Raw genomic sequence first — 25,053 nt, forward strand, 5'->3', positions numbered from 1 at the left:
GAACGTAGTCCTGAAGCCCTCGGTCTTGCTGTTTAGTCTGTGCCGCGAGGCTCTAATTCCTCTGTATCAGGAACTTTACCTTCAGCTGACGCGGGCTTTACGCACGCCTTCGGCCAGCGCCGAGCAAAGGCTCAACACGCCATCGATAGCCTGATCTGGAGTCGAAGCATTGGCGATGTGATCGATCAACGCCGAACCCACCACCACACCATCAGCCAGACGCGCGATAGACGCCGCTTGCTCCGGTGTACGAATACCGAAACCGATGCTGATCGGCAGATCGGTGTGGCGACGCAGACGTGCAACGGCTTCTTCAACATGCTCCAGCGTCGCCGCACCCGCACCGGTCACACCGGCAACAGACACGTAGTAGACGAAACCTGAGCTGCCGTTCAGAACGGTCGGCAGACGCACATCATCGGTTGTCGGGGTGGTCAGACGGATGAAGTCCAGACCGGCAGCCTGGGCCGGGTCGCACAGCTCGCCGTTATGCTCGGGCGGCAAGTCGACCACGATCAGACCGTCAACACCGGCCTCTTTGGCGTCGGCGATGAAACGCGGTACGCCGTACATGTGGATCGGGTTGAAGTACCCCATCAGCACCAGCGGTGTCTCGGTATTGCCTTCACGGAACTCACGAACCATTTGCAGGGTTTTCGCCAGGTTCTGCTTGGCGCCGAGGGCGCGGATGTTGGCCAACTGGATTGCCGGGCCATCGGCCATTGGATCGGTGAAGGGCATGCCCAACTCGATCACGTCAGCGCCAGCGCCTGGCAAGCCTTTGAGGATCGCCAGCGAAGTGTCATAGCTCGGGTCGCCAGCGGTCACGAAGGTCACCAGGGCGGCACGATTCTGTTCCTTGAGTTCGGCAAAACGCGTTTGCAGGCGGCTCATCAGTGTTTCTCCTGCTGGGATTGTTCCATGTGGTGCATTACGGTCTGCATGTCTTTGTCGCCACGACCGGACAGGTTGACCACCATCAGGTGATCTTTTGGCAGGGTCGGTGCGCGCTTGAACACTTCGGCCAGGGCATGGGCGCTTTCCAGTGCAGGAATAATCCCTTCCAGGCGGCAGCATTTGTGGAACGCGTCGAGGGCTTCGTCGTCGGTTACCGAGGTGTACTGGACGCGGCCGATGTCATGCAACCAGGCGTGTTCCGGGCCGATGCCTGGATAATCGAGGCCGGCAGAGATCGAGTGAGCGTCAATGATCTGGCCATCGTCGTCCTGCAGCAGGAAGGTACGGTTGCCGTGCAGTACACCCGGTACGCCGCCGTTCAGGCTGGCCGCGTGCTTGCCGGTTTCAATACCGTAGCCGGCCGCTTCAACGCCGATGATCTCGACGCTCTTGTCATCAAGGAACGGGTGAAACAGGCCCATGGCGTTGGAACCGCCACCGATGCACGCCACCAGGCTGTCCGGCAGACGACCTTCCTGGTCTTGCAGTTGAGTACGGGTTTCTTTGCCGATAACCGCCTGGAAGTCGCGAACCATCGCCGGATAAGGGTGCGGACCGGCCACAGTGCCGATCAGGTAGAAGGTGCTGTCGACGTTGGTCACCCAGTCACGCAGGGCTTCGTTCATCGCATCTTTCAGGGTGCCGGTACCGGCCACCACCGGGATCACTTCGGCGCCCAGCAGCTTCATGCGAAATACGTTGGCCTGCTGACGTTCGATGTCAGTGGTGCCCATGTAGATCACGCAATCGAGGCCAAAACGCGCAGCCACGGTGGCGGTCGCCACGCCGTGCATGCCAGCGCCGGTCTCGGCGATGATGCGTTTCTTGCCCATGCGCCGCGCCAGCAGGATCTGGCCGATGCAATTGTTGATTTTGTGCGCGCCGGTGTGGTTCAGCTCTTCGCGCTTGAGGTAAATCTTCGCACCGCCGCAGAACTCTGTCAGACGTTCGGCAAAGTACAGTGGGCTTGGACGACCCACGTAGTCGCGTTGGAAGTAGGCCAATTCTTCTTTGAATGCAGGATCATCCTTGGCCAATTCGTATTCACGGGCCAGATCGAGGATCAACGGCATCAGGGTTTCAGCGACGTAACGGCCGCCGAACGCGCCAAACAGGCCGTTGGCGTCGGGGCCGTTGCGCAGATTAGTCTGGGTCATGGGTCGCTCCAGTTGAATGCGTGGGATGACAATGCGCTTAACTCTACCCCTGACGCCTTCAGCTGAAAACCGATAAGATCGCTGCAACCTGTCAGGAAAACTCACATATCTCATGAGCCATGACCTTCCCCCGCTGAACGCCCTTCGGGCCTTCGAAGTGACTGCCCGCCTGAACAGCGTCAGCAAGGCCGCCGAACAGCTGCACGTCACCCATGGTGCGGTCAGCCGGCAACTCAAGGTGCTTGAAGAACACTTGGGCGTGAGCCTGTTCATCAAGGATGGACGCGGCCTTAAACTCACAGATGCAGGCATTCGTTTACGCGATGTCAGCGGCGAGGCGTTCGAGCGTTTACGGACTGTGTGTGCAGAGCTGACCCAAAGCACCGCCGACGCACCGTTTGTGCTGGGTTGCTCGGGCAGCTTGTTGGCACGCTGGTTTATTCCCAGGTTGGGACGGCTGAATACCGACCTGCCGGACCTGCGCCTGCACCTGTCGGCTGGCGAGGGTGATCTCGATCCACGTCGCCCGGGACTGGACGCCTTGCTGGTGTTTGCCGAGCCACCGTGGCCAGCGGACATGCAAGTCTATGAGTTGGCGAGCGAACGGATCGGCCCGGTCATGAGCCCGCGATTCGCGGGCTACGAACGACTGCAAAACGCACCGCCCGCAGCGCTGCTGAGCGAGCCATTGCTGCACACCACCTCACGCCCGCAGGCCTGGCCAAGCTGGGCACAGCAAAGCGGCCTCGACGCCAAGGCGTTGAAGTACGGTCAAGGTTTCGAACATTTGTATTATTTGCTGGAGGCCGCAGTGGCCGGCCTGGGGGTGGCGATTGCGCCCGAGCCGCTGGTGGCCGAGGACTTGAAGGCCGGCCGCCTGGTTGCGCCATGGGGCTTCAGCGAAACTCCGGCGCAACTGGCGTTGTGGCTACCCAAGCGCGCCGCGGACGGGCGTGCTCGGCAATTGGCGCAGTGGCTCAAAAACGAGCTGCGCCAAACGGATCAGTCACCGCGTTTGAACAGCAGATAAGCCGCGAGCAGACCCAATGCACCAACGGCGACACCCGCTGTCGTCCAAGGGTGTTCCTGAGCGTAGTCCCGCGTGGCAATCCCGGTTTCACGGGTTTTGACTTTGACTTCTTCGTACGCATCGCTGAGCAGATGACGTGAATGCTTCAGAGCGTTCTCGGCGTTGCCTTTCAAGGCTTTAAGGGTTTTACGCGACTCGTCCGAGGCGTCGTCCTTCAGGCTTTCCAAAGACTTCAGCAGACTCTCGATCTCGGCTTCCATGCTTTGCAATGAGGCTTTACGTAAAGAGGTGTTGGCCATGGTGGCTCTCCTGCATTGATTGAGTTGCGTGTGTTGGTTGGGACTTCAGGGGTTCGAGAAAGTGCAGTAAATCTGAACTTCCACTTCGGATTAGCCGACAGAAGTAATACGAAAAATCACTGCTAGGCTGTATTTCACACCCTGAGGAGAACGCCATGACTGACCATCACACCTACAAGAAAGTCGAACTCGTCGGTTCGTCCACCAGCAGCATTGAAGACGCCATCAACAACGCACTGGCCGAGGCCAGCAAAAGCCTCAAATATATGGAATGGTTTGAAGTGACCGAAACCCGCGGGCACATCAAGGACGGTAAGGCTGCACATTTCCAGGTGACACTCAAAGTCGGGTTCCGGATTGCCAGTAGCTGAATTTGAGCTAGCATTCGAAACTGCGCGCTGGCCGAGCGCCATAGGGAATGGCAAAGCGCTACATCATTACATCCGGCTGATCGCCGGTGCCCCTATTGATCCGACCAGGGAATGCGACCGATGAGGAATTTTATTTTGGCGGTAGGTTTGTTGAGTCTTGCAGGAACAGCCCTGGCCCAGGGCAAGTCGTGCGAAGAGCTTAAAGCCGAAATCGCCGCGAAACTGGATGCCAAAGGCATTTCTAATTATTCGCTGGAAATCGTCGATAAAGGCACTGCTGCCGGTGGGAAAGTCGTCGGCACCTGTGAAAAAGGCTCCAAGCAAATCGTCTACAAGCAGGGCTGACCTCCCTCGAAAATGAAAAAGCCGACGCAATGACGTCGGCTTTTTTGTGTTCGCTATTTGAGCGTCAGCCTTTCATGACCTGGGCCAGCAGCTCGTAGGAGTGCACGCGATCGGCATGTTCGTACAGGTCGCAGGTAAAAATCAGCTCGTCCGCCTGGGTCTGCTCGATCAGCACGTCCAGTTTGGCGCGGATCTTCTGCGGACTGCCCACCATGGCCAGACCCAGGAAATCACCGACGGCTTCTTTTTCATGAGGCAGCCACAGGCCGTCCATGGTTTTTACCGGAGGACGTTGCACCAGGCTCTGGCCACGCATCAACGCCAGGATGCGCTGATAGACCGAGGTTGCCAGATAATCAGCCTGCTCGTCGGTGTCAGCAGCCACCAAGGGCACACCGAGCATTACGTAAGGTTTATCCAATATTGCTGAAGGCTTGAAGTGGTTGCGATAGACGCGAATGGCCTCATGCATGAAGCGCGGTGCGAAATGTGAGGCGAAGGCGTAGGGCAAACCGCGCTCACCGGCCAGTTGTGCACTGAACAAGCTGGAGCCCAGCAGCCAGACCGGGACATTAGTGCCGGTGCCCGGCATTGCGATGATCCGCTGGTCCGGGGTCCGTGGGCCGAGGTATCGCATCAGTTCGGCAACATCTTCCGGGAAATCGTCGGCGCTGCCGGAGCGTTCACGACGCAAAGCGCGGGCGGTCATCTGGTCGGAACCGGGTGCACGCCCCAGGCCCAGGTCGATCCGGCCCGGGTACAGACTTTCGAGCGTGCCGAACTGCTCGGCGATCACCAGCGGCGCGTGGTTGGGCAGCATCACACCGCCCGAGCCGACACGAATGGTCGAGGTGCCGCCAGCCAGGTAGCCAAGCAGAACCGAAGTCGCCGAACTGGCAATGCCATCCATGTTGTGGTGTTCGGCAACCCAGAAACGGTTGTAGCCGAATTTTTCGACGTGCTGCGCCAGGTCCAGGGAATTGCGCAGCGACTGGGCCGCGCTGCCGTTCTCCCGCACGGGCACCAGATCGAGGGTCGAGAACTTGATATCGGACAGTCGTTTCATAAGCCTGCTTCTCCAATTGAGGGCGCAGGTTTTTTCTTACAAACGAAAACCTGCCGAATCTATAAGCGTGATTCATGCAATGAGGGCATATACCCGAGTTTCAATGGCAGAGCCAAAATTCCTACGAAATAAGAGGACCGATCAGATCAGGTGAACTTTGCACCACGGTCTATCCTCAGAACCCTAGCAACCGAAAACCACTAAGGCGCGACGCTTCGCGCCGGATCTTGAGGAGGCATTCATGGCTATTACAAAGAAAGCATCGGCTCATTGGGAAGGTGATCTGAAAACCGGCATCGGCTCGATTTCCACGGAAACCGGTGTCCTCAGAGAAGCCCCCTACGGCTTCAAGGCACGTTTCGAAGGCGGCAAGGGCACCAATCCGGAAGAGCTGATCGGCGCAGCGCACGCGGGCTGCTTCTCCATGGCGTTTTCGATGATTCTCGGCGATGCCGGTCTCAAGGCTGACAGCATCGATACCAATGCCGAAGTCACCCTGGACCAGGTGGACGGCGGATTTGCGATCACGGCGGTGAAATTGATCCTCAAAGCGAAGATTCCTGGGGCGACTCAGGCTCAATTTGAGGAATTGAGCAATAAAGCCAAAGAAGGCTGCCCTGTTTCCAAAGTGCTGAATGCGAAAATCAGTCTGGATGCAACATTGCTCAGCTGATTGGGGGTTGTCGCGCTCCCCGATAAAAGATCGCAGCCTCGGCGGGCTGCGTTCTTTTTTTGTCCTGAAACAAAACCTGGCTGGCGAGATTGTGGTCGAATAAATGACAGCAGCTAAAACGCATCTTCGTGCGCGCTGCCTCAAAGGAGCTTCAACCATGAAACGTTTTGCCTTGGCGATTATCTGTTGCGCGATGGCCACATCGGCCCTGGCGGCAGCGAAATCCTGTGAAGAACTCAAGGCCGAGATTGAAGCCAAGATCCAGGCCAATAACGTCTCGTCCTATACGCTGGAAATCGTCACCAACGACGAAGTACACGATCAGAACATGGTCGTTGGCTCGTGCGACGGCGGCACGAAAAAAATCATCTACCAGAAGAACGACCGCTGATTCGCCTCACATGAGGCAATAGGACTCTCGATCTTCAGCGACGATTTCACGCTTGGCGTTGTACAGCCGGGCGCCGGGAGTAAACGCTATCGACTGGCCTACCAGCACATAACGCTGGCCGGCTTCGAAATGATCGTAGTTGATGGTCAGGTAGCACAAGCGTTCCGTGGGGCCGTTCATGATGCCCAGGCCGCCACCGGGCACTTCAAAGTCGAATCGAACAATCAGCTCATGGCTACCCGGGGTGACCTGGAAAAAACGCCCGTCGCGCAACCGCTGGTTGTCCAGGCGTTCGGCCATCAGCAATTTATCGTTGGGGAATGGCGTAGAAAAATCGACCCAGGCCATCTGCGGATTAACCGCTGGCAACGGGCTCTGACATCCCGCAACGATGCTTGCAGCAAGTAACAGCGTTAACCTGCGCATGACGATGTTCTCAAGGACTGGTCCTTTAGAATAACGCCGATCAGGTGCGTTGGCAGCCTGCCGGTACACCCTGGCCAATCACTTTTCGCTGCTGATCATAGAGCTTTGCCCACGGCCGAAAACCGATGTTTCCTGCTTTGAGCTGATACCGCTCGCCAGCGTTGAAGTCGTTGAATTTCACGTTTAGCTGGCAGTCACGCCATAGTGGCTCGGCGTCGGGTCCGATGTTGGTTGGCGCAACCGGGAATTGGTAACGAACGGTGAGCTCATGGCTACCCGGCTGAACCTCGAAATAGCGCTTGTCGGTGGCGGCCTTGTCATCGACTTCCAGCGCTTGCAGCGCGGTGTCTTCCTGCTTCGATTCCAGGTCGATCCACGCTTGAGCCGGATCATGGGGGGGTAATCCGAATCCAGCACAACCTGCCAGCATCAACAGGCTTCCTGTCAGCATCAACGTGCGCATAGCGGAGCTCCAGTCAGGCGGGATAGTCTTGCGGGCAGACTCTCCATGGATGATTCATTTTGATCAGGCCGCTTCCAAGCCTTGGGTTACTTGATCGCGTTTTACGCATTTTGTTTCCGGGTGTGATGTTTTTGTTTCTCAACGGTTGCGCCGGCGTCAGCTATTACGGCCAATTGGCCAGTGGTCAGCTGCAATTGCTGCGGGCACGCGAGCCGGTTTCCAGAGTGATTGCCGATCCCGCTCGCGATCAGCAATTGCGTGCGCATCTGACTCAATCGCAAAAAGCCCGCACGTTCGCCAGCCAACAGCTGCAGCTGCCGGACAACCAAAGTTACCGTTTGTACGCCGACATTGGCCGGCCGTTCGTAGTCTGGAACGTGTTTGCCACGCCGGAATTTTCCCTGACACCACAGAACCATTGCTTCCCGATCGCCGGCTGCGTCGCCTACCGCGGTTATTACAGCCAGAGCGCGGCCCGCGGTGAAGCTGCGTTGCAACGTTTGCAAGGTATGGACGTGTCGATCGGTGGCGTCGAGGCTTATTCGACGCTCGGCTGGTTCAACGATCCGATTATCAGTTCGATGATGGCGTGGGGTGACGAACGATTGGCCACGCTGATTTTCCATGAGCTGGCACATCAACGTTTTTATGTGAAGGACGACACCGAGTTCAATGAGTCTTTCGCCACCTTCGTCGAACAGGAAGGCACCCGCCAATGGCGTGCGTTCCGCGGCTTGCCACCGGACAGCGGCGCGCAGGTGCAGCAACGGGACCAGTTCATTCAATTGGTTCTGGAGACCCGCACGCGACTCGAACGGCTGTACACCCTGCCCCTGTCCGCCGACCGGATGCGCCAGCGCAAAGCCGACGAGTTCGAACGATTGCGGGGTGAATACCGGCAGCTGCGCGACAGCCAATGGGCTGGGGACAAACGCTATGACGCGTGGATCAATGCGCCGATGAACAATGCCCGGCTGTTGCCATTTGGGCTGTACGACCAATGGGTGCCGGCGTTTGCGGCGTTGTTCAGACGGATGGGTGGGGATTGGGTGAAGTTTTATGCGGCAGTCGAGAAGCTCGGCGCGTTGCCGGTTGGGGAGCGCAAGGCGGCACTGAATGCTTTGGCTCAATTGAAAAGTCGCGGTGGCTGATCGGGCCTCTTCGCGGGCAAGCCTCGCTCCTACTGGAAATACGCGGTTCCTGTAGGAGCGAGGCTTGCCCGCGAAGGCGTTCTTGAACTGCTCACAACCAAATTGCATCCCACAACGGATAATCGCCTACGTTCTGCACCAACCCCGCGCGTAATGGATTGGCGACGATGTATCGCGCAACCGCCTGTAGATCTTCTTCCTTGCGAATGGCGCGATCGTGATAGCCATGTTGCCAAACCGAACCTTGGCGTCCTACGGAGCGATTTAGCGTCACTGCGATGCGTGATTTGGTTCGCGCCATCAACTTTGGTAACTGAGTATTCTGCAACTCGATCAGCCAATGGAAATGATCGGGCATGACAACCCAGGCTAGAGACGTCGCAAACCCTTCTCGCTCAGCAGCTCTAAGGGCGTCAACTACCAATCGTCCACTCTTGAAGTCGCGGAATAACGGTTCCCGATTCAAAACTACGGCAGTCAGTAGATAGATCTGTCCGGACTCCGAATATCGTCCAGTGCGCAATCGATGAGCATGTTTTAACTTCGGCAAAGATGATCCTCCTTGATCGTGGCCTTATTCTTCAGGCTAGGACGATAAGAAGGGACTGGAGTGAGAACAATTGCTCAGGATGTGTCTGAGGGGACGCCTTCGCGGGCAAGCCTCGCTCTTACAGGAGCGGCGTATTTCCTGTAGGAGCGAGGCTTGCCCGCGAAGACGTATTGATTAACGCTGTAAAAACGCCTGATGCATCTCTTCCAGCGTTTCGAAGTGCCAGGTCGGGGCTTCAGCGCTCAACTCTTCCCGGCTGCCAAAGCCATAACCAACAGCCGCCGAATCCAGCCCGTTACTGCGCGCACCGATCAGGTCGTGTTTACGGTCGCCGATCATCAGGGTGTTGGCCGGGTCCAGGCCTTCTTCGGCCATCAAGTGGGCGATCAGCTCGACTTTGTTGGTCCGGGTTCCATCCAGTTCGCTGCCGTAGATCACTTTGAAGTGTTTGGCGAAGTCGAAGTGCCGGGCAATTTCCCGGGCAAAAATCCACGGTTTGGACGTCGCGATGTACAGCTGTCGCCCTTGCCCGCCGAGGGTTTCCAACAATGGGGTGACGCCGTCGAATACGCGGTTCTCGTACAGACCGGTGACCTTGAAGCGTTCGCGATAGAAGTTCACCGCTTCCCACGCCTTGGGCTCGTCGAAGTCGTAGAACTGCATGAACGCCTGCAACAACGGCGGGCCGATGAAGTGTTCAAGCTTGGTCAGGTCGGGCTCATCGATGCCCAGTTTGCTCAGGGCGAACTGGATCGAACGGGTGATGCCCTCGCGAGGATCGGTCAGGGTGCCATCGAGGTCAAACAATACGGTTTGGTAATGCATGTTGAATCCTGAATAAGGGCGCAGGGTCAGAGCTGGTCGTAGCCTTCGGCCAGATGCAAATTCTTGAGCTTCACGTAGTTCGCCGCGCTGTAGGTGAAAAAGGCTTTTTCCTTGTCAGTCAGTGGCCGGACCTGTTTCACCGGGCTGCCCACATAAAGGAAGCCGCTTTCCAGGCGTTTGCCCGGGGGCACCAGGCTGCCAGCACCAATGATCACATCATCCTCGACCACCGCACCGTCCATGACGATGCTGCCCATGCCGATCAAAACCCGGCTGCCCACGCTACAACCGTGGAGCATGACTTTATGCGCGATGGTCACATCGTCGCCAATCAGCAGCGGAAAGCCATCGGGATTGAACGGCCCGGCGTGGGTGATGTGCAGCACACAGCCGTCCTGCACGCTGGTACGCGCACCGATACGGATGCGGTGCATGTCGCCACGAATCACCGTCAGCGGCCAGACCGAGCTGTCTTCGCCGATTTCGACGTCGCCGATCACCACCGCCGAACCGTCGACAAAGGCGCCTTTGCCCAGCAGCGGCGTGTGGTTCTGATACTTGCGAAGGGTCACGATAGGGTTTCTCTCTGTTGCTGATAGCTGCGGTGAGCGTCGATTGTAATTAAGATGGCGCAATGTTTCTTCCAGCCAAGGTGCCAACCGTGAGCGTGAACAACCCTCTTTTGCAGTCCTACGACCTGCCGCCGTTCTCGGCGATCCGTGCCGAACACGTGCAACCGGCTATTGAACAAATCCTGGCTGACAACCGCGCCGCCATTATCGAGATCCTCAAAACCCAGGGCAAACAACCGACCTGGGCCGGCCTGGTACTGGCGATGGACGAGCTGAACGATCGTCTGGGCGCCGCCTGGAGCCCGGTCAGCCACCTGAATGCCGTGTGCAACAGCGCCGAATTGCGCGAAGCCTACGAGTCCTGCCTGCCGGCCTTGAGCGCCTACTCCACCGAATTGGGCCAGAACCGCGAGTTGTTCGAGGCGTTCGAAGCGCTGGCTAACAGCCCCGAAGCTGCCGGTTTCGAGGTGGCGCAGAAAACTATCCTGGAACACTCCCTGCGTGACTTCCGTCTGTCGGGTATCGACCTGCCGGAAGCCGAACAAAAACGTTACGCCGAAGTGCAGAGCAAATTGTCGGAGCTGGGCAGCCGCTTCTCCAACCAGTTGCTCGACGCCACTCAGGCCTGGACCAAACACGTCACTGATGAAGCTACCCTCGCCGGCCTGACCGAGTCGGCCAAGGCGCAAATGGCTGCGGCTGCCCAGGCCAAAGGCCTGGAAGGCTTCCTGATCACCCTGGAATTCCCGAGCTACTACGCGGTGATGACCTACGCCCAGGACCGCGCCCTGCGCGAAGAAGTCTACGCCGCCTACTGCACCCGTGCGTCGGACCAAGGCCCGAATGCCGGTCAGAACGATAACGGCCCGGTCATGGAAGAAATCCTCGACCTGCGTCAGGAACTGGCCAAGCTGCTCGGTTTCGCCAGCTTCTCGGAGCTGAGCCTGGCCACCAAAATGGCCGAATCCAGCGATCAGGTGCTGAGTTTCCTGCGCGATCTGGCCAAACGCAGCAAACCGTTCGCCGCCCAGGACCTGGAACAGCTCAAGGCTTATGCCGCCGAACAAGGCTGCCCGGACCTGCAAAGCTGGGACAGCGGTTTCTACGGTGAAAAGCTTCGCGAGCAGCGCTACAGCGTCGCCCAGGAAGCCCTTCGCGCTTACTTCCCGATCGACAAAGTGCTGGGCGGTCTGTTCGCTATCGTTCAGCGTCTGTACGGCATCGAGATCGCCGAGCAGAAAGGCTTCGACACCTGGCACCCGGATGTTCGCCTGTTCGAAATCAAGGAAAACGGCCAGCACGTCGGCCGCTTCTTCTTCGACCTCTACGCTCGCGCCAACAAGCGTGGCGGTGCCTGGATGGACGGCGCCCGCGACCGTCGCCGCACGATCAGCGGCGTATTGCAAAGCCCGGTGGCCAACCTGGTGTGCAACTTCACCCCGGCCGACAGCGGCAAGCCAGCCCTGCTGACCCACGATGAAGTGACCACCTTGTTCCACGAATTCGGTCACGGCCTGCATCACCTGTTGACCCGCGTTGAACACGCCGGCGTATCCGGCATCAACGGTGTGGCCTGGGATGCGGTCGAGCTGCCAAGCCAGTTCATGGAGAACTGGTGCTGGGAGCCGGAAGGTCTGGCGCTGATCTCCGGTCACTACGAAACCGGCGAACCGTTGCCTCAGGACCTGCTGGAGAAAATGCTCGCGGCGAAGAACTTCCAGTCCGGCCTGATGATGGTCCGTCAGCTGGAGTTCTCGCTGTTCGACTTCGACCTGCACGCCACCCACGGTGACGGCCGCAGCGTGGCGCAGGTACTTGAAGGTGTGCGCGACGAGGTGTCGGTTATGCGTCCACCTGCCTACAACCGTTTCCCGAACAGCTTTGCGCACATCTTCGCCGGCGGTTATGCGGCGGGCTACTACAGCTACAAATGGGCTGAAGTGCTGTCGGCGGATGCCTTCTCGAAATTCGAAGAAGAAGGCGTACTCAACGCCGAGACCGGCCGCGCCTTCCGCGAAGCGATCCTGGCGCGTGGTGGTTCCCAGGAACCGATGGTGCTGTTCGTCGACTTCCGCGGACGCCCGCCGTCGATTGACGCACTCTTGCGCCACAGCGGCCTGAGTGAGGTCGCGGCAGCATGAGCGAGGGTCCTGTGATCACCAAAAAGCGCTTTATCGCCGGGGCAGTCTGCCCGGCCTGCAGCGAGCCGGACAAATTGATGATGTGGAACGAAGACGACGTCCCGCACCGTGAGTGCGTGGCCTGCGGATATTCCGACACGCTGAATGAACAAGGCCTTTCCGTGCCCAAGGAATTGGGTACGCGAGTCAACACCTCGGCGCTGAAAGTGCCGGACGCCAAGGTTCAGGCCGTGCAGTTTTTCCCGAACCCCAAGCTGAAGAAAAAGCCTGACGAGCAGCACTGAGTCACCACCACCTTCCACTCCTGAACGGATTGGAAGGTGGTAACTATCTACCACCTTTCCCCTGCGCTTCCTTTATAGGCTGATCACATTCAGCCTCTGCTCAAGGAAGACGCCATGCCCGACACCAATCCTCTTTTGCAAGCCTGGGACCTGCCGCCCTGGTCGGAGGTCCGCACCGAGCACCTCGTGCCGGCAATCACAGCCATCATTACCGACAACCGGCAGATCATTGTCGAAACCATCATCAGCCAATCCGTATTTCCCAATTGGGATGACCTGGTTCTGGCCATCGATGAAATCGATGCGCGCCTGGGCGAAGCTTTGGGCATCATCCGGATCCTGTCGATGGCGAAACACAACGATACCGCCTGGAGCACGGCAGCTGCTGCGTGCAGCGACGCCGGGGCGCAGTACCTATCCGAAAAAATGAGCAATCGGCTGTTGTTTGATGCATACCAGCGGTTGGCGAACAGTTCGATCGCCCTCAACTTCGATGAACCGCGCAAGGCCGCGCTGGCCAAGATTCTGCGCAAGTTTCAATTGAGCGGGATCGACTTGCCCCTGATGCAACGGGAAAAGCTGGCCCGGTTGAACCTCGACATCGATCGGCTCGAAGAGCAGTTTCTCATCCATCTGAATAGCGCCAACGCTGCATGGACCAAGCACGTCGATGACATTGCGGTACTGGAAGGTTTATACCCCACCGTAAAAGATCGTCTGAGACACCTGGCCAAAGAAGCAGGACATGAAGGCTGGCTGATTCCCCTGGATGAAAACACCTACCAGCAAATCATGAGGTACGCCGAAAATCGGGCATTGCGAGAAGAATATTTCGTGGCGTACTCCACGCGCGCGTCCGATCAAGGCCCAAATGCCGACGAGTTCGATAATGATCCTGTACTGACGTTGCTGCTTTCGCTGCGTCACCAGAAAGCCGAATTGCTAGGGTTCGATAATTTCGCGCAACTGCGTCTGGCCTCCGCAGCGGCGGAGTCCACCGGTCAAGTCCTTAGTTTCCTGCGTCGGCAAGTGACATTGAACACACCGCCCCTTGCAAGGGATTCAAAGGAGGTACAAGCGTTTGCGCTCGTACGGGGTATCTCTGAAGTACACGCTTGGGACCACGAATTTCTCGCTGAACAACTGCACCACCATCGTTTCCCTGAAGCCCTGAAGAATCTGCGCGACTATTTTCCTCTGGACGGCACCTTGCGACGACTCTGCCTGTTCTGTGAACGCCTGTTCGGGATCCGGATCCTCGAGCAGGCTGAATTCAGTCGCTGGCATAACGACGTGCGCCTGTTTGAGATCAGCGAGCATGGTCAGACCATCGGGCATATTTATCTTGACCCGTTCCACCGCAAAGAAGCTCCGGATTACGCCTGGACCGGCACGCTGCGAAACCGACGAATAAACACCGAAGGCCGGGTAGCGCTACCGATTGCCGATCTTCACTGCAACTTCACGCCTGGAGCCGACGGCCATCCGTGCCTGCTTGAGCATGAGGATCTACGGGTGCTTTTTCATGAATTCGGTCATTGTCTGCAACACGTGCTGACGAGTTCGGCGCATCACAACCTTTCCGGCATTTCCCAGCTGGGGCGCGATACTGTGGAGTTCGCAGGGCAGGTATTCGAGCAGTGGTGCCTGTCACGGGAGTTTCTATTATGGCTGGGTGCCCACCACCAAAGCGGTGACCGCTTGACCGAGGCGCGGGTAGACACAGTACTGGCAGCCCTCGAAACCCGGACCAGTCGACAAACCGCATTCTTGCTGATGGGCGCCTTGTTCGACTTCGATCTGCATCGCTGCCAAGGCGATGGCCGTAGCATCCAGCAAGTATTCGAAGACGTTCAGCGGGAGTTTCCCCCTGTGCAACTGCCGTCTTATTGCCGATTCGCAAACAGCTTTGACTACATGGTGACCGGTTACGCAGCGTCCGTTTACGCCTACACGTGGTCAGGCGTACTGGCCATCGAAGCCTTCAAGCGATTCCGTCAGGATTGGGTTTTCAATGCGCAAACAGGGCGAGCCTTTCGCGAGGCGTTTTTTTCTCCGGGCGATTCGCGCTCCTTGCTGACCGCCCTGGAAGCGTTTCTTCAACGGCCAATCGCCGAAGACCTTTTCGCGCTTTCGTCAGAGGCCGTTGCCCGCTGACGCAATGGTTTACTCGACGTGGGCCGATTTGAACCAACTCTTCATCGAACAACTGGCGAACGGACTCGTGCTGCAATCGCCGTTGGCCAACGCGGTGCGGAGCTTGTCGACATCGGCCTGCATCATGTAACGGACGCCGTCCTTGAAATGAGTGCTGTCACCAAATCCGCCCTGGGTCATTTCGTTCAGGGCGTCTTCCTTGCTCCAGCCCTGCACCACGACCCGGTACATGGCCGCCATCAGGCCCGTGCGATCCGAACCATGTTTGCAGTGCATCAGCACCGGTCCCTTGGCTTCGGCAGTCTGGATTGTGCGAAGAGCCTTGAGTACATCCGCATCATCCACATGGTTGGTGCGATAGGGCAGTTGTACCTGTGCGATCCCTGGTGTCGACAACCAGTTGGAGTCCGACTCGGGCAGGAAAGTGATAACGGTCCCGACCTTGAGTTTTTCCAGTAACGGCACGGCGCCTCTGTCAGGCAATGCACTGCGATAGAGCGTCGGGGACATTTTGAAGAGGTTGTACTGCACCTCGACCGATTGAGCCCACTCCGCAGGGCGGGGCAACGCGCTGTCGTCGGCAAGGGCCGGCGTCAGGTTTAACAGTGCGGCCAGCGACAGGCAGATCGCTGGGATACAACGCGATAGAGACATGCTTGGGTGACCGTTCAGGAGAATCGGGAAGATGACGCCCAGCTTCCCCCCCGAGCGGTCAAAGGCCTGTGAGCCGTCTGTCAAAGAATCGTGAATCAGCCGAGCGCTTTCGTCGCAAAACCGAGGTTTTTTAGCTGAATCGGTTCATCTTGATGCTTAGCCTGCTACCATTTGTTACCCCATATTACCGATGCGCCCTATTGCTCCCCGTTTGCTGGCGTTCTGCATCGGTGTCAAAACGAAAAGTCGTCCTGCGAGACGGCTGAAAAACCGCTAATGCCTGATGAGGTGCCCCCCTATGTCCGATCAAGATCGAGACAACCCGCGGCGTGAGTTTTTGCGCAAATCCCTGACCTTGATCCCGGTGGTCACCGTTGCCAGCACCGGTCTGGGCAGCACGGTCCTGATGGCCGCGCCCGAAGCAACCCCGGCCAGTTCCGGCAAAGCGCCGGTCAGCACCAGCACCTATGAACCCAGCTACTTCACCGCAGAAGAATGGACGTTCATCAAGGCGGCTGTCGCGCAGCTGATTCCAAACGATGCCCAAGGGCCAGGTGCCCTGGAAGCCGGTGTGCCCGAATACATCGACCGCCAGATGAACACGCCTTACGCGGCCGGTGCGCTGTGGTTCATGCAGGGACCGTTCAACGCAGACGCTGCTCCGGAAATGGGCTGGCAGAGCAAACTGGTGCCCAAAGAGATTTATCGCCTGGGCATCGCCGCGACGGATGCTTGGTCGAAAACGTTCAACGGTAAAGTATTTGCTGAGCAAGACAGCGCTACCCGAGACGATTTGCTCAAGCAACTCGAGGCCGGAAAACCCCAGTTCGACAGTGTTCCAGCGAAGATTTTCTTCAACCTGCTGCTGCAAAACACCAAAGAAGGGTTCTTCTGCGACCCGATTCACGGTGGCAATAAAGGCATGGTCGGCTGGACCATGATCGGTTTCCCCGGCGCCCGCGCCGATTTCATGGATTGGGTGGAACGCAACGAGCAATACCCCTTCCCGGCAGTTTCGATTCGCGGCGAGAGGGCGTAAGCATGGCAACGGTAATGAAGAAGGTCGACGCAGTGATCGTCGGTTTTGGCTGGACGGGCGCGATCATGGCCAAGGAGCTGACAGAAGCTGGCCTGAATGTGCTGGCGCTGGAGCGCGGGCCGATGCAGGACACTTACCCCGACGGCAACTATCCACAGGTGATTGACGAACTCACCTACAGCGTGCGGAAAAAACTCTTCCAGGACATTTCCAAAGAGACCGTGACCATTCGCCATAGCGTGAATGACATCGCGCTGCCGAATCGCCAACTGGGCGCCTTCCTGCCCGGCAATGGTGTCGGCGGCGCCGGTTTGCACTGGTCCGGCGTGCACTTTCGGGTCGACCCGATCGAGTTGCGCATGCGCAGCCACTACGAAGAACGCTACGGCAAAAGCTTCATCCCCAAGGACATGACCATCCAGGACTTCGGCGTCAGCTATGAAGAGCTGGAACCGTTTTTCGATTACGCCGAGAAGGTCTTCGGCACGTCAGGTCAGGCCTGGACGGTGAAGGGTCAGTTGGTCGGCGAAGGCAAGGGCGGCAACCCTTACGCGCCGGACCGTTCGAATCATTTCCCGCTGGAATCACAGAAGAACACTGTTTCCGCACAGCTGTTTCAGAAAGCGGCCACCGCAGTGGGTTACAAACCCTACAACCTGCCCTCCGCCAATACGTCAGGCCCCTACACCAACCCTTACGGCGCACAGATGGGCCCGTGCAACTTCTGCGGTTTTTGCAGCGGCTATGTCTGCTACATGTATTCCAAGGCATCGCCGAACGTAAACATTTTGCCGGCGCTCAAACCGCTGCCCAATTTCGAGCTGCGGCCCAACTCCCACGTACTGCGGGTCAATCTCGACAGCACCAAGAGCAAGGCGACAGGCGTGACCTACATCGATGGCCAGGGCCGGGAGATCGAGCAGCCCGCAGACCTGGTGATCCTTGGTGCCTTCCAGTTCCACAATGTGCGGCTGATGTTGCTGTCGGGTATCGGCAAGCCGTATGACCCGATCAGCGGCGAAGGCGTGGTCGGCAAGAACTTCGCCTACCAGAACATGGCCACCATCAAGGCCTACTTCGACAAAGACACTCACACCAATAACTTTATTGGTGCCGGCGGTAACGGCGTGGCGGTGGACGACTTCAACGCCGACAACTTCGATCACGGGCCCCATGGTTTCGTCGGCGGCTCGCCGATGTGGGTCAACCAGGCCGGCAGCCGACCGATTGCAGGCACATCCAACCCGCCGGGCACCCCGGCCTGGGGCAGTGCCTGGAAACGTGCCACCGCCGATTACTACACCCATCAAGTGTCGATGGATGCCCACGGCGCGCATCAATCCTACCGCGGCAACTACCTCGATCTGGACCCGGTGTACCGCGATGCCTACGGCTTGCCGCTGCTGCGGATGACCTTCGACTGGCAGGAAAACGACATCAAGATGAACCGGTTCATGGTCGAGAAAATGGGCAAGATCGCCGAAGCGATGAGCCCCAAGGCCATTGCCGTATTGGGCAAGAAGGTTGGCGATCACTTCAACACCGCGTCTTACCAGACCACCCACCTCAACGGTGGCGCGATCATGGGCACCCATCCGAAAACCAGCGCCGTGAACCGTTACTTGCAGAGCTGGGACGTGCACAACGTTTTCGTCCCCGGAGCGTCAGCTTTCCCACAAGGTCTGGGCTACAACCCTACCGGCCTGGTGGCAGCATTGACCTACTGGTCGGCCCGGGCGATCCGCGAGCAGTACCTGAAAAAACCCGGCCCGCTGGTTCAGGCTTAAGGAGCGATGACCATGAAAGCACTTGTTATCGCAACCCTGGCGCTGCTCGGCTGTGGCTCGATCAACGCCGCAGGAATTGATCAAAACCTGATCAAACAAGGCGAGTACCTGGCTCGTGCCGGCGACTGCGTAGCCTGCCACACAGCCAAGGACGGCAAGCCCTTCGCCGGTGGTCTGCCGATGGAAACGCCGATCGGGACGATCTTCTCCACCAATATCACGCCGGATAAAACCGGCTTGGGTGATTACAGCTTTGAGGATTTCGACAAAGCCGTGCGCCATGGCGTCGTCAAAAACGGTAGTACGTTGTACCCGGCGATGCCCTATCCGTCCTACGCCAGCGTCAACGAAACCGACATGAAAGCCTTGTACGCCTACTTCATGCACGGCGTGGTGCCTGTCGCTCAGGAGAACAAGGACAGCCACATCCCCTGGCCTTTGAGCATGCGTTGGCCCCTTGCGGGCTGGCGCTGGATGTTTGCCCCGGCCGTGGCGGACTACAAAGCGGCACCCGGCGAAGATGCCGTGGTCAGTCGTGGGGCTTATCTGGTTGAAGGCCTCGGACATTGCGGCGCATGCCATACGCCACGAGCCCTGACCATGCAGGAAAAAGCCCTGAACTCAGGTGAGGGCAGTACATTTCTGTCAGGCAGTGCACCACTGGAAGGCTGGATCGCGAAAAGTCTGCGCGGCGATTACAAAGACGGCCTCGGCAGCTGGAGCGAAGAACAATTGGTGCAGTTTCTCAAGACCGGTCGCAGCGATCGCAGCGCGGTGTTTGGCGGCATGAGTGATGTGGTGACACACAGCATGCAGTACATGACCGACAACGATCTGACCGCAATTGCCCGCTACCTCAAGTCCTTACCAGCGAATGATCCCAAGGATCAGCCGCACCAGTACGACAAACAGGTCGCACAAGCGCTGTGGAACGGGGACGACAGCAAGCCCGGCGCTTCGGTGTACATCGACAACTGCGCGGCCTGCCACCGTACCGATGGCCATGGCTACACCAAAGTGTTCCCGGCGCTGGCAGGCAACCCGGTGTTGCAGTCGGAGGATCCGACGTCGCTGATTCACATCGTGCTCAAGGGCGGTACGCTGCCGGCGACACACACGGCGCCTTCGACCTTTACCATGCCGGGATTCGCCTGGCGCTTGTCGGATCAGGAAGTGGCGGATGTGGTGAGTTTCATCCGCAGCAGCTGGGGCAACGGCGGCTCGCCGGTCAAGGCGAGCGAGGTGGCGAACCTGCGCACGGATGATATGAAGACCACGTCGAGCGATGACCTAGGGCAAGTCACCCAGAAGAACTGACTGCCCAGCGGCACTAGCCAGATGAATAACGCCTCTATACTGTATATAAAAACAGTACCGAGGCGTTTTCATGTCCACCCCTCTTCCCCCGCGCGGCCGCGGCACCGCCACCAACCCGCACAACCGCTTCGCGCCGAATCGCTCGGTGGCCGAGGATGACGGCTGGTATCAGGAAGCGCCGATCACCCAAGGCACCGAGGTGCGCATCGAAACGGCGAAAACCATCATCACTCGCAACAACTCGCCGGATTTACCCTTCGATCGTTCGATCAATCCCTATCGCGGCTGCGAGCACGGCTGCATCTATTGCTACGCGCGGCCCAGCCATGCGTATTGGGACATGTCGCCAGGGCTGGATTTCGAAACCAAGCTGATCGCCAAGACCAACGCCGCCGATGTGCTGGAAGAACAGCTGTCCAAGCGCGGCTATCAATGTGCGCCGATCAATCTGGGCTCCAATACGGACCCTTATCAGCCGATCGAACGCGAACACAAAATCACCCGCAAAACCCTCGAAGTGCTGCTGCGTTATCGTCACCCGGTGACCATCATTACCAAGGGCTCGCTGATTCTTCGGGATCTGGACCTGCTGGCCGAACTCGCCGAGCAAAGACTGGTGGCGGTGATGATCAGCCTCACCACCCTGGACGATGAGCTCAAACGCATTCTCGAACCGCGCGCCGCGGCCCCCAAGGCTCGGTTGCGGGCGATCCGCGTGATGCGTGAAGCGGGAATTCCGGTGGGCGTGTTGTGTTCGCCGATGATTCCGATGATCAACGACAGCGAACTCGAAAGCCTGCTGGCCGAGGCACATACCGCCGGTGCTCAGAGTGCGGCCTATATGATGTTGCGCCTGCCTCTGGAAGTTGCGCCGCTGTTCGAAGAATGGCTGGCGGCCCACTATCCTCAGCGTGCCGCACATGTGTTGAGCCTGATTCGTCAGAGCCGTGGCGGCGAGCTCTACGACAGTCGCTTCGGTGCCAGGATGCGCGGCGAAGGGCCGTTTGCCGATCTGCTGGCGCAACGATTTGCCAAAACCATCAAACGTCTGGGGCTCAATCGTCGGGAGGGATTCGATCTGGACTGCGACGCCTTCTGTCCGCCGGGTCGCCAGATGTCATTGATATAAGCGCGGTCTTAAACAGGGTCGTTGGCCGATCTGTCGATCAGCCAACGACCCGATGATATGTCACCGGCTCCGCATGTTAACCCTGTAACGATATATCACTCCATCGACTATCAAGCATTATCACGCCCGAACAAACCAGCCCTGGATCCAGTCGCCGATGTTGCCAAAAGTATTCTTGATATCCTGGAAGGCGGTCTTGACCCAAGTAATAACTTTGGACAGCACCTTGGCGAGGAATTCATTGAAAACTCTCGACATTTCACGGAACAGACCGGTTACCAGTTCAGTGAATGTAACAATCGCCTCTTGCGCTGCAGGATGACGCTCGCCAATTTCAATGGCTGAGTCAAAGATCTTGTCGATGTTTTGTGCAGAAAGATGTTTTTCACGCTCGCGTTTCAGGTTCATTTTTTGTTTGAACGCCTCAGTCGCTCCAGGCGTGACGCCCTCATTGCTCAAGGCCTGGGCATCATTAATGATACTGACCTCCATATTTTTGTTCTGCTCTTCGGCCAACTTCTGCGACATGGCCTTCAATGCTTCAATTTCAAGAGCGGCTTCAGGGCTTACATCACTGGCACCATTGACAGTCGACATGGTAATACCACGCGAGAGAATAGTTGCAGTGTTAATATCTGTATCGTTACTCGTCTGAATGACACCCATATGTGGTGCAATGGCTGCCCGACCAGTCAGCCTGGCTTTGTGATAAGCCCGCAGACTATTCATGGTTTGTACGAAATGGCTCATTAGTTAAATCCTTTTAGTTAGCTAGTTAGCTAGTTAGTTATTCAAGTGCCTCAGCACTCGAGTTTCAGACTAATGCATCTTGCAAAAAACAACAGACTTTAAAAGTTTCACCTGATGTCAAAACAACAACTAAGAACAGCAATCAGCATTAAATAAAACCACTTTAGTTCTTCAATCCCGCAGTCATGGGGCCATCAATGATGATGCAGGCGAAACGACCGACGGTAAGCCGCTCGGATCTCTGGAACCATCGTTCCAGAGCCTTTGATTCAGTTTCAGTTAAGAATTCGCGACTATGGTGAAGGCGCTCCCATCGCATGGGAGTGACAGTTCATCGCCACAAGAGTTTTCGGATCAAATATCAGCCCATAGGCACGGTAAACTCCGACATACTCCCCTAATGCGCCAAAGAGGATGAATCATGAGTGACAAGGATAAACAGCCGTTGGCTGCGTCGGCTTCAGCCCAACCGGAGGCGGAAACCGCCGATGCAGCGCTGCAGCATATCGTTGACGGCTTTTTGCATTTTCATCACGAAGTTTTTCCTCAGCAGGAAGAACTCTTCAAAAAACTCGCCACGGCCCAGAGCCCCAGAGCGATGTTCATCGCCTGCGCCGATTCGCGCATCGTTCCTGAGTTGATCACCCAAAGCGCCCCCGGCGACCTGTTCGTGACCCGTAACGTCGGCAACGTTGTGCCGCCTTATGGGCAAATGAACGGCGGTGTTTCCACAGCAATCGAATACGCAGTACTGGCCCTCGGCGTGCAGCACATCATCATCTGCGGGCACTCCGACTGTGGCGCGATGCGCGCAGTGCTCAACCCGCAAAGCCTGGAAAAAATGCCGACGGTCAAAGCCTGGCTGCGTCATGCCGAAGTGGCAAAAACCATGGTCCAGGAAAACTGCCATTGCGCTGACGAAAACGAAAGCATGCACGTCCTCACCGAGGAGAATGTGATCGCTCAGCTGCAACATTTGCGCACGCACCCGTCGGTGGCCTCGCGTATGGCCAATGGTCAGCTGTTTATCCATGGTTGGATCTACAACATCGAAACCAGCGAAATCAGAGCTTACGACGCGGACAAGGGTTGTTTCCTGCCGCTCGATGGCAGCCATCCGATTCCGGTGGCGACGCCCAAAGCGCGCTTCTAAATCCTCCTAAATCCCAGTGTGGTTTAGCCAAGGCTGCCGATCAGGCAGCCTGGCTTCGCCACGCCTGAAGAAAACTTCGGGAGAGTCACCATGCGTGCTGCTCAACTCAAAGCTGTTCTGCCACGGGAGCTGCTGGCGTCCGTGGTTGTGTTTCTCGTCGCCCTGCCCTTGTGCATGGGCATCGCCATCGCCTCGGGGCTACCGCCGTCCAAAGGCTTGATCACCGGGATCATCGGTGGCCTGGTGGTGGGCTGGATTGCCGGTTCGCCACTGCAAGTCAGCGGCCCGGCGGCCGGTTTGGCTGTTCTGGTGTTCGAACTGGTGCGCCAGCACGGCATCGACATGCTCGGGCCAATCCTGCTGCTGGCCGGTTTTCTGCAACTGGTGGCCGGGCGTTTGAAACTGGGCTGTTGGTTTCGGGTCACCGCGCCTGCGGTGGTGTATGGCATGCTCGCCGGGATTGGCGTGTTGATCGTGCTGTCACAGGTGCATGTGATGCTCGACTCCGTGCCCAAGCCCTCTGGGCTGGATAATCTGGCAGCCTTCCCGGCGGCGGTCGCCCAGGCCTTGCCCTCCTTGGGCTGGCAAGCCGGTTTGCTCGGACTGTCGACGATTGCGGTGATGTGGTTGTGGGAGAAATTCCGCCCCCATTCCCTGCGCTTCATTCCCGGCGCACTGCTGGGTGTGGGCCTGGCGACCGTCGCCAGCCTGATGCTCGCCTTGCAGGTCAAACGAGTGGAAGTCCCAGCCAACCTGGCGGAAGCCATCGACTGGCTGAAACCCGCAGATTTACTCAACCTGGCTGATCCGACACTGCTAATCGCCGCATTTGCCGTGGCGTTTATCGCCAGCGCCGAAACCCTGCTCTCGGCCGCTGCGGTGGACCGCATGCACAGCGGCCAGCGCTCGGACTTCGACCGGGAATTGTCGGCTCAAGGCGTCGGCAACATGCTCTGTGGTCTGCTCGGCGCACTGCCAATGACCGGCGTGATCGTGCGCAGTTCGGCCAACGTCCAGGCCGGCGCCACCACGCGAATGTCGACGATCTTCCATGGCCTGTGGCTGCTGGCTTTCGTGTTGCTGCTGTCCAGCGTGCTGCAAAGCATCCCGGTGGCGAGCCTGGCGGGCGTTCTGGTTTACACCGGTTTCAAACTGGTCGATCTCAAGGCCTTTCGCGGTCTGGGCCGTTATGGGCGGATGCCGATGTTCACCTACGCGGCAACAGCCCTGGCGATCATCTTCACCGACCTGCTGACCGGCGTGCTGATCGGCTTCGGCCTGACCCTGGCCAAACTGGCCTGGAAGGCTTCGCGGCTGAAAATCAGCCTGATCGATCTGCCCAAGGACGGCGAAATGGAACTGCGATTGATAGGTGCAGCGACCTTCCTCAAAGTGCCGGCGCTGACCCAAGTGCTGGGGACCATTCCGGCAGGTACGACGGTGCATGTGCCGCTCAATAACTTGAGCTACATCGATCACTCGTGTCTGGAATTGCTGGAGGAATGGGGTCGGGCCAATGCGGCCAAGGGATCAACACTGTTGATTGAAGCGCGGGGGTTGAAACGCAGGCTGGAAGGGAGATTGCGGACCACGGCGGGCGTCGGCTCCGCAGCCGCTTAAAAAAAATCGCAGCCAATAGGCTGCGATTTTTTTATGGGCAACGAATCAAGCGGCTGGCTGATCCAGCTCCAGGCCTACGCCCAGTTGGCGCGACAGGCACGGCCAGCGCTTCCACGCAGCGCCAGTGTCCGGGCTGTTGAGTTTCTCACGGTAGGCTTCCACCGATTCCAGCGCGAAACTGTCTTCGTTGAGCATCTCGTCCACGGCGTGATGCACCGCCTCATCCAGTTGGTTGGCGAACTCCTCACCTATCAGCTGGTGAGCAATCAGGTTGGCAACAGTCGTGTCCAGTGGGATCAGCGGCTGGCCAAAATGCTTGATGTACAGGTCATTGACCTCTTCGACCAGGCGGTGCGCCAGATAGGCTTCGTCCAGCAGGCTGTCCAGACCGACATGACCGGCCATGATGGCCGGCGGCTGAAGGAAAAACTGCTCGGCGATTTTCAGCACCGGTTTGATCTGTGATTCGATACCCGCTTCCCTGGCGACTTCATTGGCTGCATCCAGCAGGTCCGGCACTTGCTCTATATACGCGGCCACAAAACGCGTCATCACGCCGTTGGCGTCGACATCCGGCAATTGGATGGCGGAGTGAAGGTGTGGCAGTTGGGTTTCCAGCTGACGAGTCAGCAGGCCGGTTTCGGCTTCATGTTGTTGGGCTTTTTGGATCTGCTCGCGCAATGCGGCGGTGTTCATGAAAACTCCAGGAAACAAAGGCAATGAAATAGGGAAGACATAACTTAGCT

27 protein-coding genes are annotated in these 25,053 nt (G+C 58.0%); 15 read left to right on the plus strand and 12 right to left on the minus strand.

Annotated elements, in window-relative coordinates:
• Positions 1-81 precede the first annotated feature (81 nt).
• Together trpA and trpB are read right to left on the minus strand one after the other, a co-directional pair.
• The gene (gene trpA, locus ABH912_RS19745; protein WP_033059869.1) at positions 82-894 is read right to left on the minus strand and encodes a tryptophan synthase subunit alpha; all 813 of its coding nucleotides are present in this window, start codon (positions 892-894) and stop codon (positions 82-84) included.
• The gene (gene trpB, locus ABH912_RS19750) at positions 894-2,114 is read right to left on the minus strand and encodes a tryptophan synthase subunit beta (RefSeq protein ID WP_033059867.1); all 1,221 of its coding nucleotides are present in this window, start codon (positions 2,112-2,114) and stop codon (positions 894-896) included. Before trpB ends, trpA begins: the two co-directional genes overlap by 1 nt.
• Before the next feature lie 112 nt (positions 2,115-2,226).
• On the opposite strand from trpB, the gene ABH912_RS19755 reads away from it, so the two are divergent.
• Positions 2,227-3,144 (plus strand): LysR family transcriptional regulator, encoded by a 918-nt coding sequence (locus tag ABH912_RS19755; protein WP_033059865.1) that lies wholly within the window; start codon positions 2,227-2,229, stop codon positions 3,142-3,144.
• Here ABH912_RS19755 and ABH912_RS19760 read toward each other — a convergent pair.
• Positions 3,117-3,443 carry a DUF883 family protein gene (locus ABH912_RS19760; protein ID WP_033059863.1) on the minus strand — a complete coding sequence of 109 codons (327 nt, stop codon included), beginning with the start codon at positions 3,441-3,443 and terminating at the stop codon, positions 3,117-3,119. The genes ABH912_RS19755 and ABH912_RS19760 overlap by 28 nt on opposite strands.
• A gap of 155 nt (positions 3,444-3,598) precedes the next feature.
• On the opposite strand from ABH912_RS19760, the gene ABH912_RS19765 reads away from it, so the two are divergent.
• Entirely contained in the window at positions 3,599-3,814 is a 216-nt protein-coding gene (locus ABH912_RS19765) for a dodecin (protein WP_008027736.1), read from the plus strand.
• A 120-nt stretch (positions 3,815-3,934) separates the two neighbouring features.
• Complete coding sequence (locus ABH912_RS19770) at positions 3,935-4,159, plus strand: DUF1161 domain-containing protein (protein WP_033059862.1); 225 nt, start codon at positions 3,935-3,937, stop codon at positions 4,157-4,159.
• Positions 4,160-4,223: 64 nt separating this feature from the next.
• Here the strand turns inward: ABH912_RS19770 and ABH912_RS19775 are convergent, their stop codons facing one another.
• Positions 4,224-5,225 (minus strand): LLM class flavin-dependent oxidoreductase, encoded by a 1,002-nt coding sequence (locus ABH912_RS19775; RefSeq protein ID WP_429511436.1) that lies wholly within the window; start codon positions 5,223-5,225, stop codon positions 4,224-4,226.
• 241 nt (positions 5,226-5,466) lie between these two features.
• On the opposite strand from ABH912_RS19775, the gene ABH912_RS19780 reads away from it, so the two are divergent.
• Entirely contained in the window at positions 5,467-5,898 is a 432-nt protein-coding gene (locus ABH912_RS19780) for an OsmC family protein (protein ID WP_027926114.1), read from the plus strand.
• Between the two features lie 157 nt (positions 5,899-6,055).
• Complete coding sequence (locus tag ABH912_RS19785) at positions 6,056-6,289, plus strand: DUF1161 domain-containing protein (RefSeq protein ID WP_033059856.1); 234 nt, start codon at positions 6,056-6,058, stop codon at positions 6,287-6,289.
• Between the two features lie 6 nt (positions 6,290-6,295).
• Here the strand turns inward: ABH912_RS19785 and ABH912_RS19790 are convergent, their stop codons facing one another.
• Positions 6,296-6,715, minus strand: a complete 420-nt coding sequence (locus ABH912_RS19790; RefSeq protein WP_033059854.1) for a hypothetical protein — start codon at positions 6,713-6,715, stop codon at positions 6,296-6,298.
• Positions 6,716-6,755: 40 nt separating this feature from the next.
• Complete coding sequence (locus ABH912_RS19795; RefSeq protein WP_033059852.1) at positions 6,756-7,178, minus strand: hypothetical protein; 423 nt, start codon at positions 7,176-7,178, stop codon at positions 6,756-6,758.
• A 59-nt stretch (positions 7,179-7,237) separates the two neighbouring features.
• On the opposite strand from ABH912_RS19795, the gene ABH912_RS19800 reads away from it, so the two are divergent.
• Positions 7,238-8,329, plus strand: a complete 1,092-nt coding sequence (locus tag ABH912_RS19800) for an aminopeptidase (protein WP_429511437.1) — start codon at positions 7,238-7,240, stop codon at positions 8,327-8,329.
• Positions 8,330-8,420: 91 nt separating this feature from the next.
• Here the strand turns inward: ABH912_RS19800 and ABH912_RS19805 are convergent, their stop codons facing one another.
• The 3 genes from ABH912_RS19805 to ABH912_RS19815 all read right to left on the minus strand — a co-directional run bounded on the left by ABH912_RS19805 (position 8,421) and on the right by ABH912_RS19815 (position 10,276).
• A complete protein-coding gene (locus ABH912_RS19805) occupies positions 8,421-8,879 on the minus strand; it encodes an REP-associated tyrosine transposase (protein ID WP_429511438.1) in 459 nt (152 codons plus the stop codon).
• Between the two features lie 174 nt (positions 8,880-9,053).
• Entirely contained in the window at positions 9,054-9,704 is a 651-nt protein-coding gene (locus ABH912_RS19810) for an HAD family hydrolase (protein ID WP_033059849.1), read from the minus strand.
• A gap of 26 nt (positions 9,705-9,730) precedes the next feature.
• Positions 9,731-10,276 (minus strand): gamma carbonic anhydrase family protein, encoded by a 546-nt coding sequence (locus tag ABH912_RS19815; protein ID WP_033059847.1) that lies wholly within the window; start codon positions 10,274-10,276, stop codon positions 9,731-9,733.
• 62 nt (positions 10,277-10,338) lie between these two features.
• On the opposite strand from ABH912_RS19815, the gene prlC reads away from it, so the two are divergent.
• The 3 genes from prlC to ABH912_RS19830 all read left to right on the plus strand — a co-directional run bounded on the left by prlC (position 10,339) and on the right by ABH912_RS19830 (position 14,858).
• Entirely contained in the window at positions 10,339-12,417 is a 2,079-nt protein-coding gene (prlC, locus tag ABH912_RS19820) for an oligopeptidase A (protein ID WP_429511439.1), read from the plus strand.
• Entirely contained in the window at positions 12,414-12,701 is a 288-nt protein-coding gene (locus ABH912_RS19825) for a YheV family putative zinc ribbon protein (protein ID WP_033059844.1), read from the plus strand. Before prlC ends, ABH912_RS19825 begins: the two co-directional genes overlap by 4 nt.
• Before the next feature lie 114 nt (positions 12,702-12,815).
• A complete protein-coding gene (locus ABH912_RS19830) occupies positions 12,816-14,858 on the plus strand; it encodes a M3 family metallopeptidase (RefSeq protein WP_429511440.1) in 2,043 nt (680 codons plus the stop codon).
• A 9-nt stretch (positions 14,859-14,867) separates the two neighbouring features.
• On the opposite strand, the gene ABH912_RS19835 is transcribed toward ABH912_RS19830, so the two are convergent.
• Complete coding sequence (locus ABH912_RS19835) at positions 14,868-15,512, minus strand: tyrosine-protein phosphatase (protein ID WP_429511441.1); 645 nt, start codon at positions 15,510-15,512, stop codon at positions 14,868-14,870.
• A 298-nt stretch (positions 15,513-15,810) separates the two neighbouring features.
• Here ABH912_RS19835 and ABH912_RS19840 point away from each other — a divergent pair, with 298 nt between their 5' ends.
• The 4 genes from ABH912_RS19840 to ABH912_RS19855 all read left to right on the plus strand — a co-directional run bounded on the left by ABH912_RS19840 (position 15,811) and on the right by ABH912_RS19855 (position 20,784).
• Positions 15,811-16,551, plus strand: coding sequence for a gluconate 2-dehydrogenase subunit 3 family protein (locus ABH912_RS19840; protein ID WP_033059839.1), 741 nt, complete (start codon positions 15,811-15,813; stop codon positions 16,549-16,551).
• A 2-nt stretch (positions 16,552-16,553) separates the two neighbouring features.
• Positions 16,554-18,338, plus strand: a complete 1,785-nt coding sequence (locus ABH912_RS19845) for a GMC family oxidoreductase (protein ID WP_429511442.1) — start codon at positions 16,554-16,556, stop codon at positions 18,336-18,338.
• A gap of 12 nt (positions 18,339-18,350) precedes the next feature.
• Positions 18,351-19,655: a c-type cytochrome gene (locus tag ABH912_RS19850; RefSeq protein ID WP_429511443.1), complete on the plus strand. Its 1,305-nt coding sequence runs from the start codon at positions 18,351-18,353 to the stop codon at positions 19,653-19,655.
• Positions 19,656-19,725: 70 nt separating this feature from the next.
• Positions 19,726-20,784: a PA0069 family radical SAM protein gene (locus ABH912_RS19855; protein ID WP_033059833.1), complete on the plus strand. Its 1,059-nt coding sequence runs from the start codon at positions 19,726-19,728 to the stop codon at positions 20,782-20,784.
• 120 nt (positions 20,785-20,904) lie between these two features.
• On the opposite strand, the gene ABH912_RS19860 is transcribed toward ABH912_RS19855, so the two are convergent.
• Positions 20,905-21,534: a hypothetical protein gene (locus tag ABH912_RS19860; RefSeq protein ID WP_429511444.1), complete on the minus strand. Its 630-nt coding sequence runs from the start codon at positions 21,532-21,534 to the stop codon at positions 20,905-20,907.
• A gap of 421 nt (positions 21,535-21,955) precedes the next feature.
• Here ABH912_RS19860 and ABH912_RS19865 point away from each other — a divergent pair, with 421 nt between their 5' ends.
• Positions 21,956-22,687: a carbonic anhydrase gene (locus ABH912_RS19865; protein ID WP_033059830.1), complete on the plus strand. Its 732-nt coding sequence runs from the start codon at positions 21,956-21,958 to the stop codon at positions 22,685-22,687.
• Positions 22,688-22,777: 90 nt separating this feature from the next.
• On the plus strand, positions 22,778-24,307 hold the full coding sequence (locus tag ABH912_RS19870; protein ID WP_033059828.1) for a SulP family inorganic anion transporter: 1,530 nt from the start codon (positions 22,778-22,780) through the stop codon (positions 24,305-24,307).
• Between the two features lie 45 nt (positions 24,308-24,352).
• Here ABH912_RS19870 and ABH912_RS19875 read toward each other — a convergent pair whose 3' ends face one another.
• A complete protein-coding gene (locus tag ABH912_RS19875) occupies positions 24,353-25,003 on the minus strand; it encodes a hypothetical protein (RefSeq protein WP_033059826.1) in 651 nt (216 codons plus the stop codon).
• Positions 25,004-25,053 lie beyond the last annotated feature (50 nt).

Source organism: Pseudomonas sp. BT76 TE3572, assembly GCF_050435365.1.
GTDB lineage: Bacteria > Pseudomonadota > Gammaproteobacteria > Pseudomonadales > Pseudomonadaceae > Aquipseudomonas > Aquipseudomonas fluorescens_W.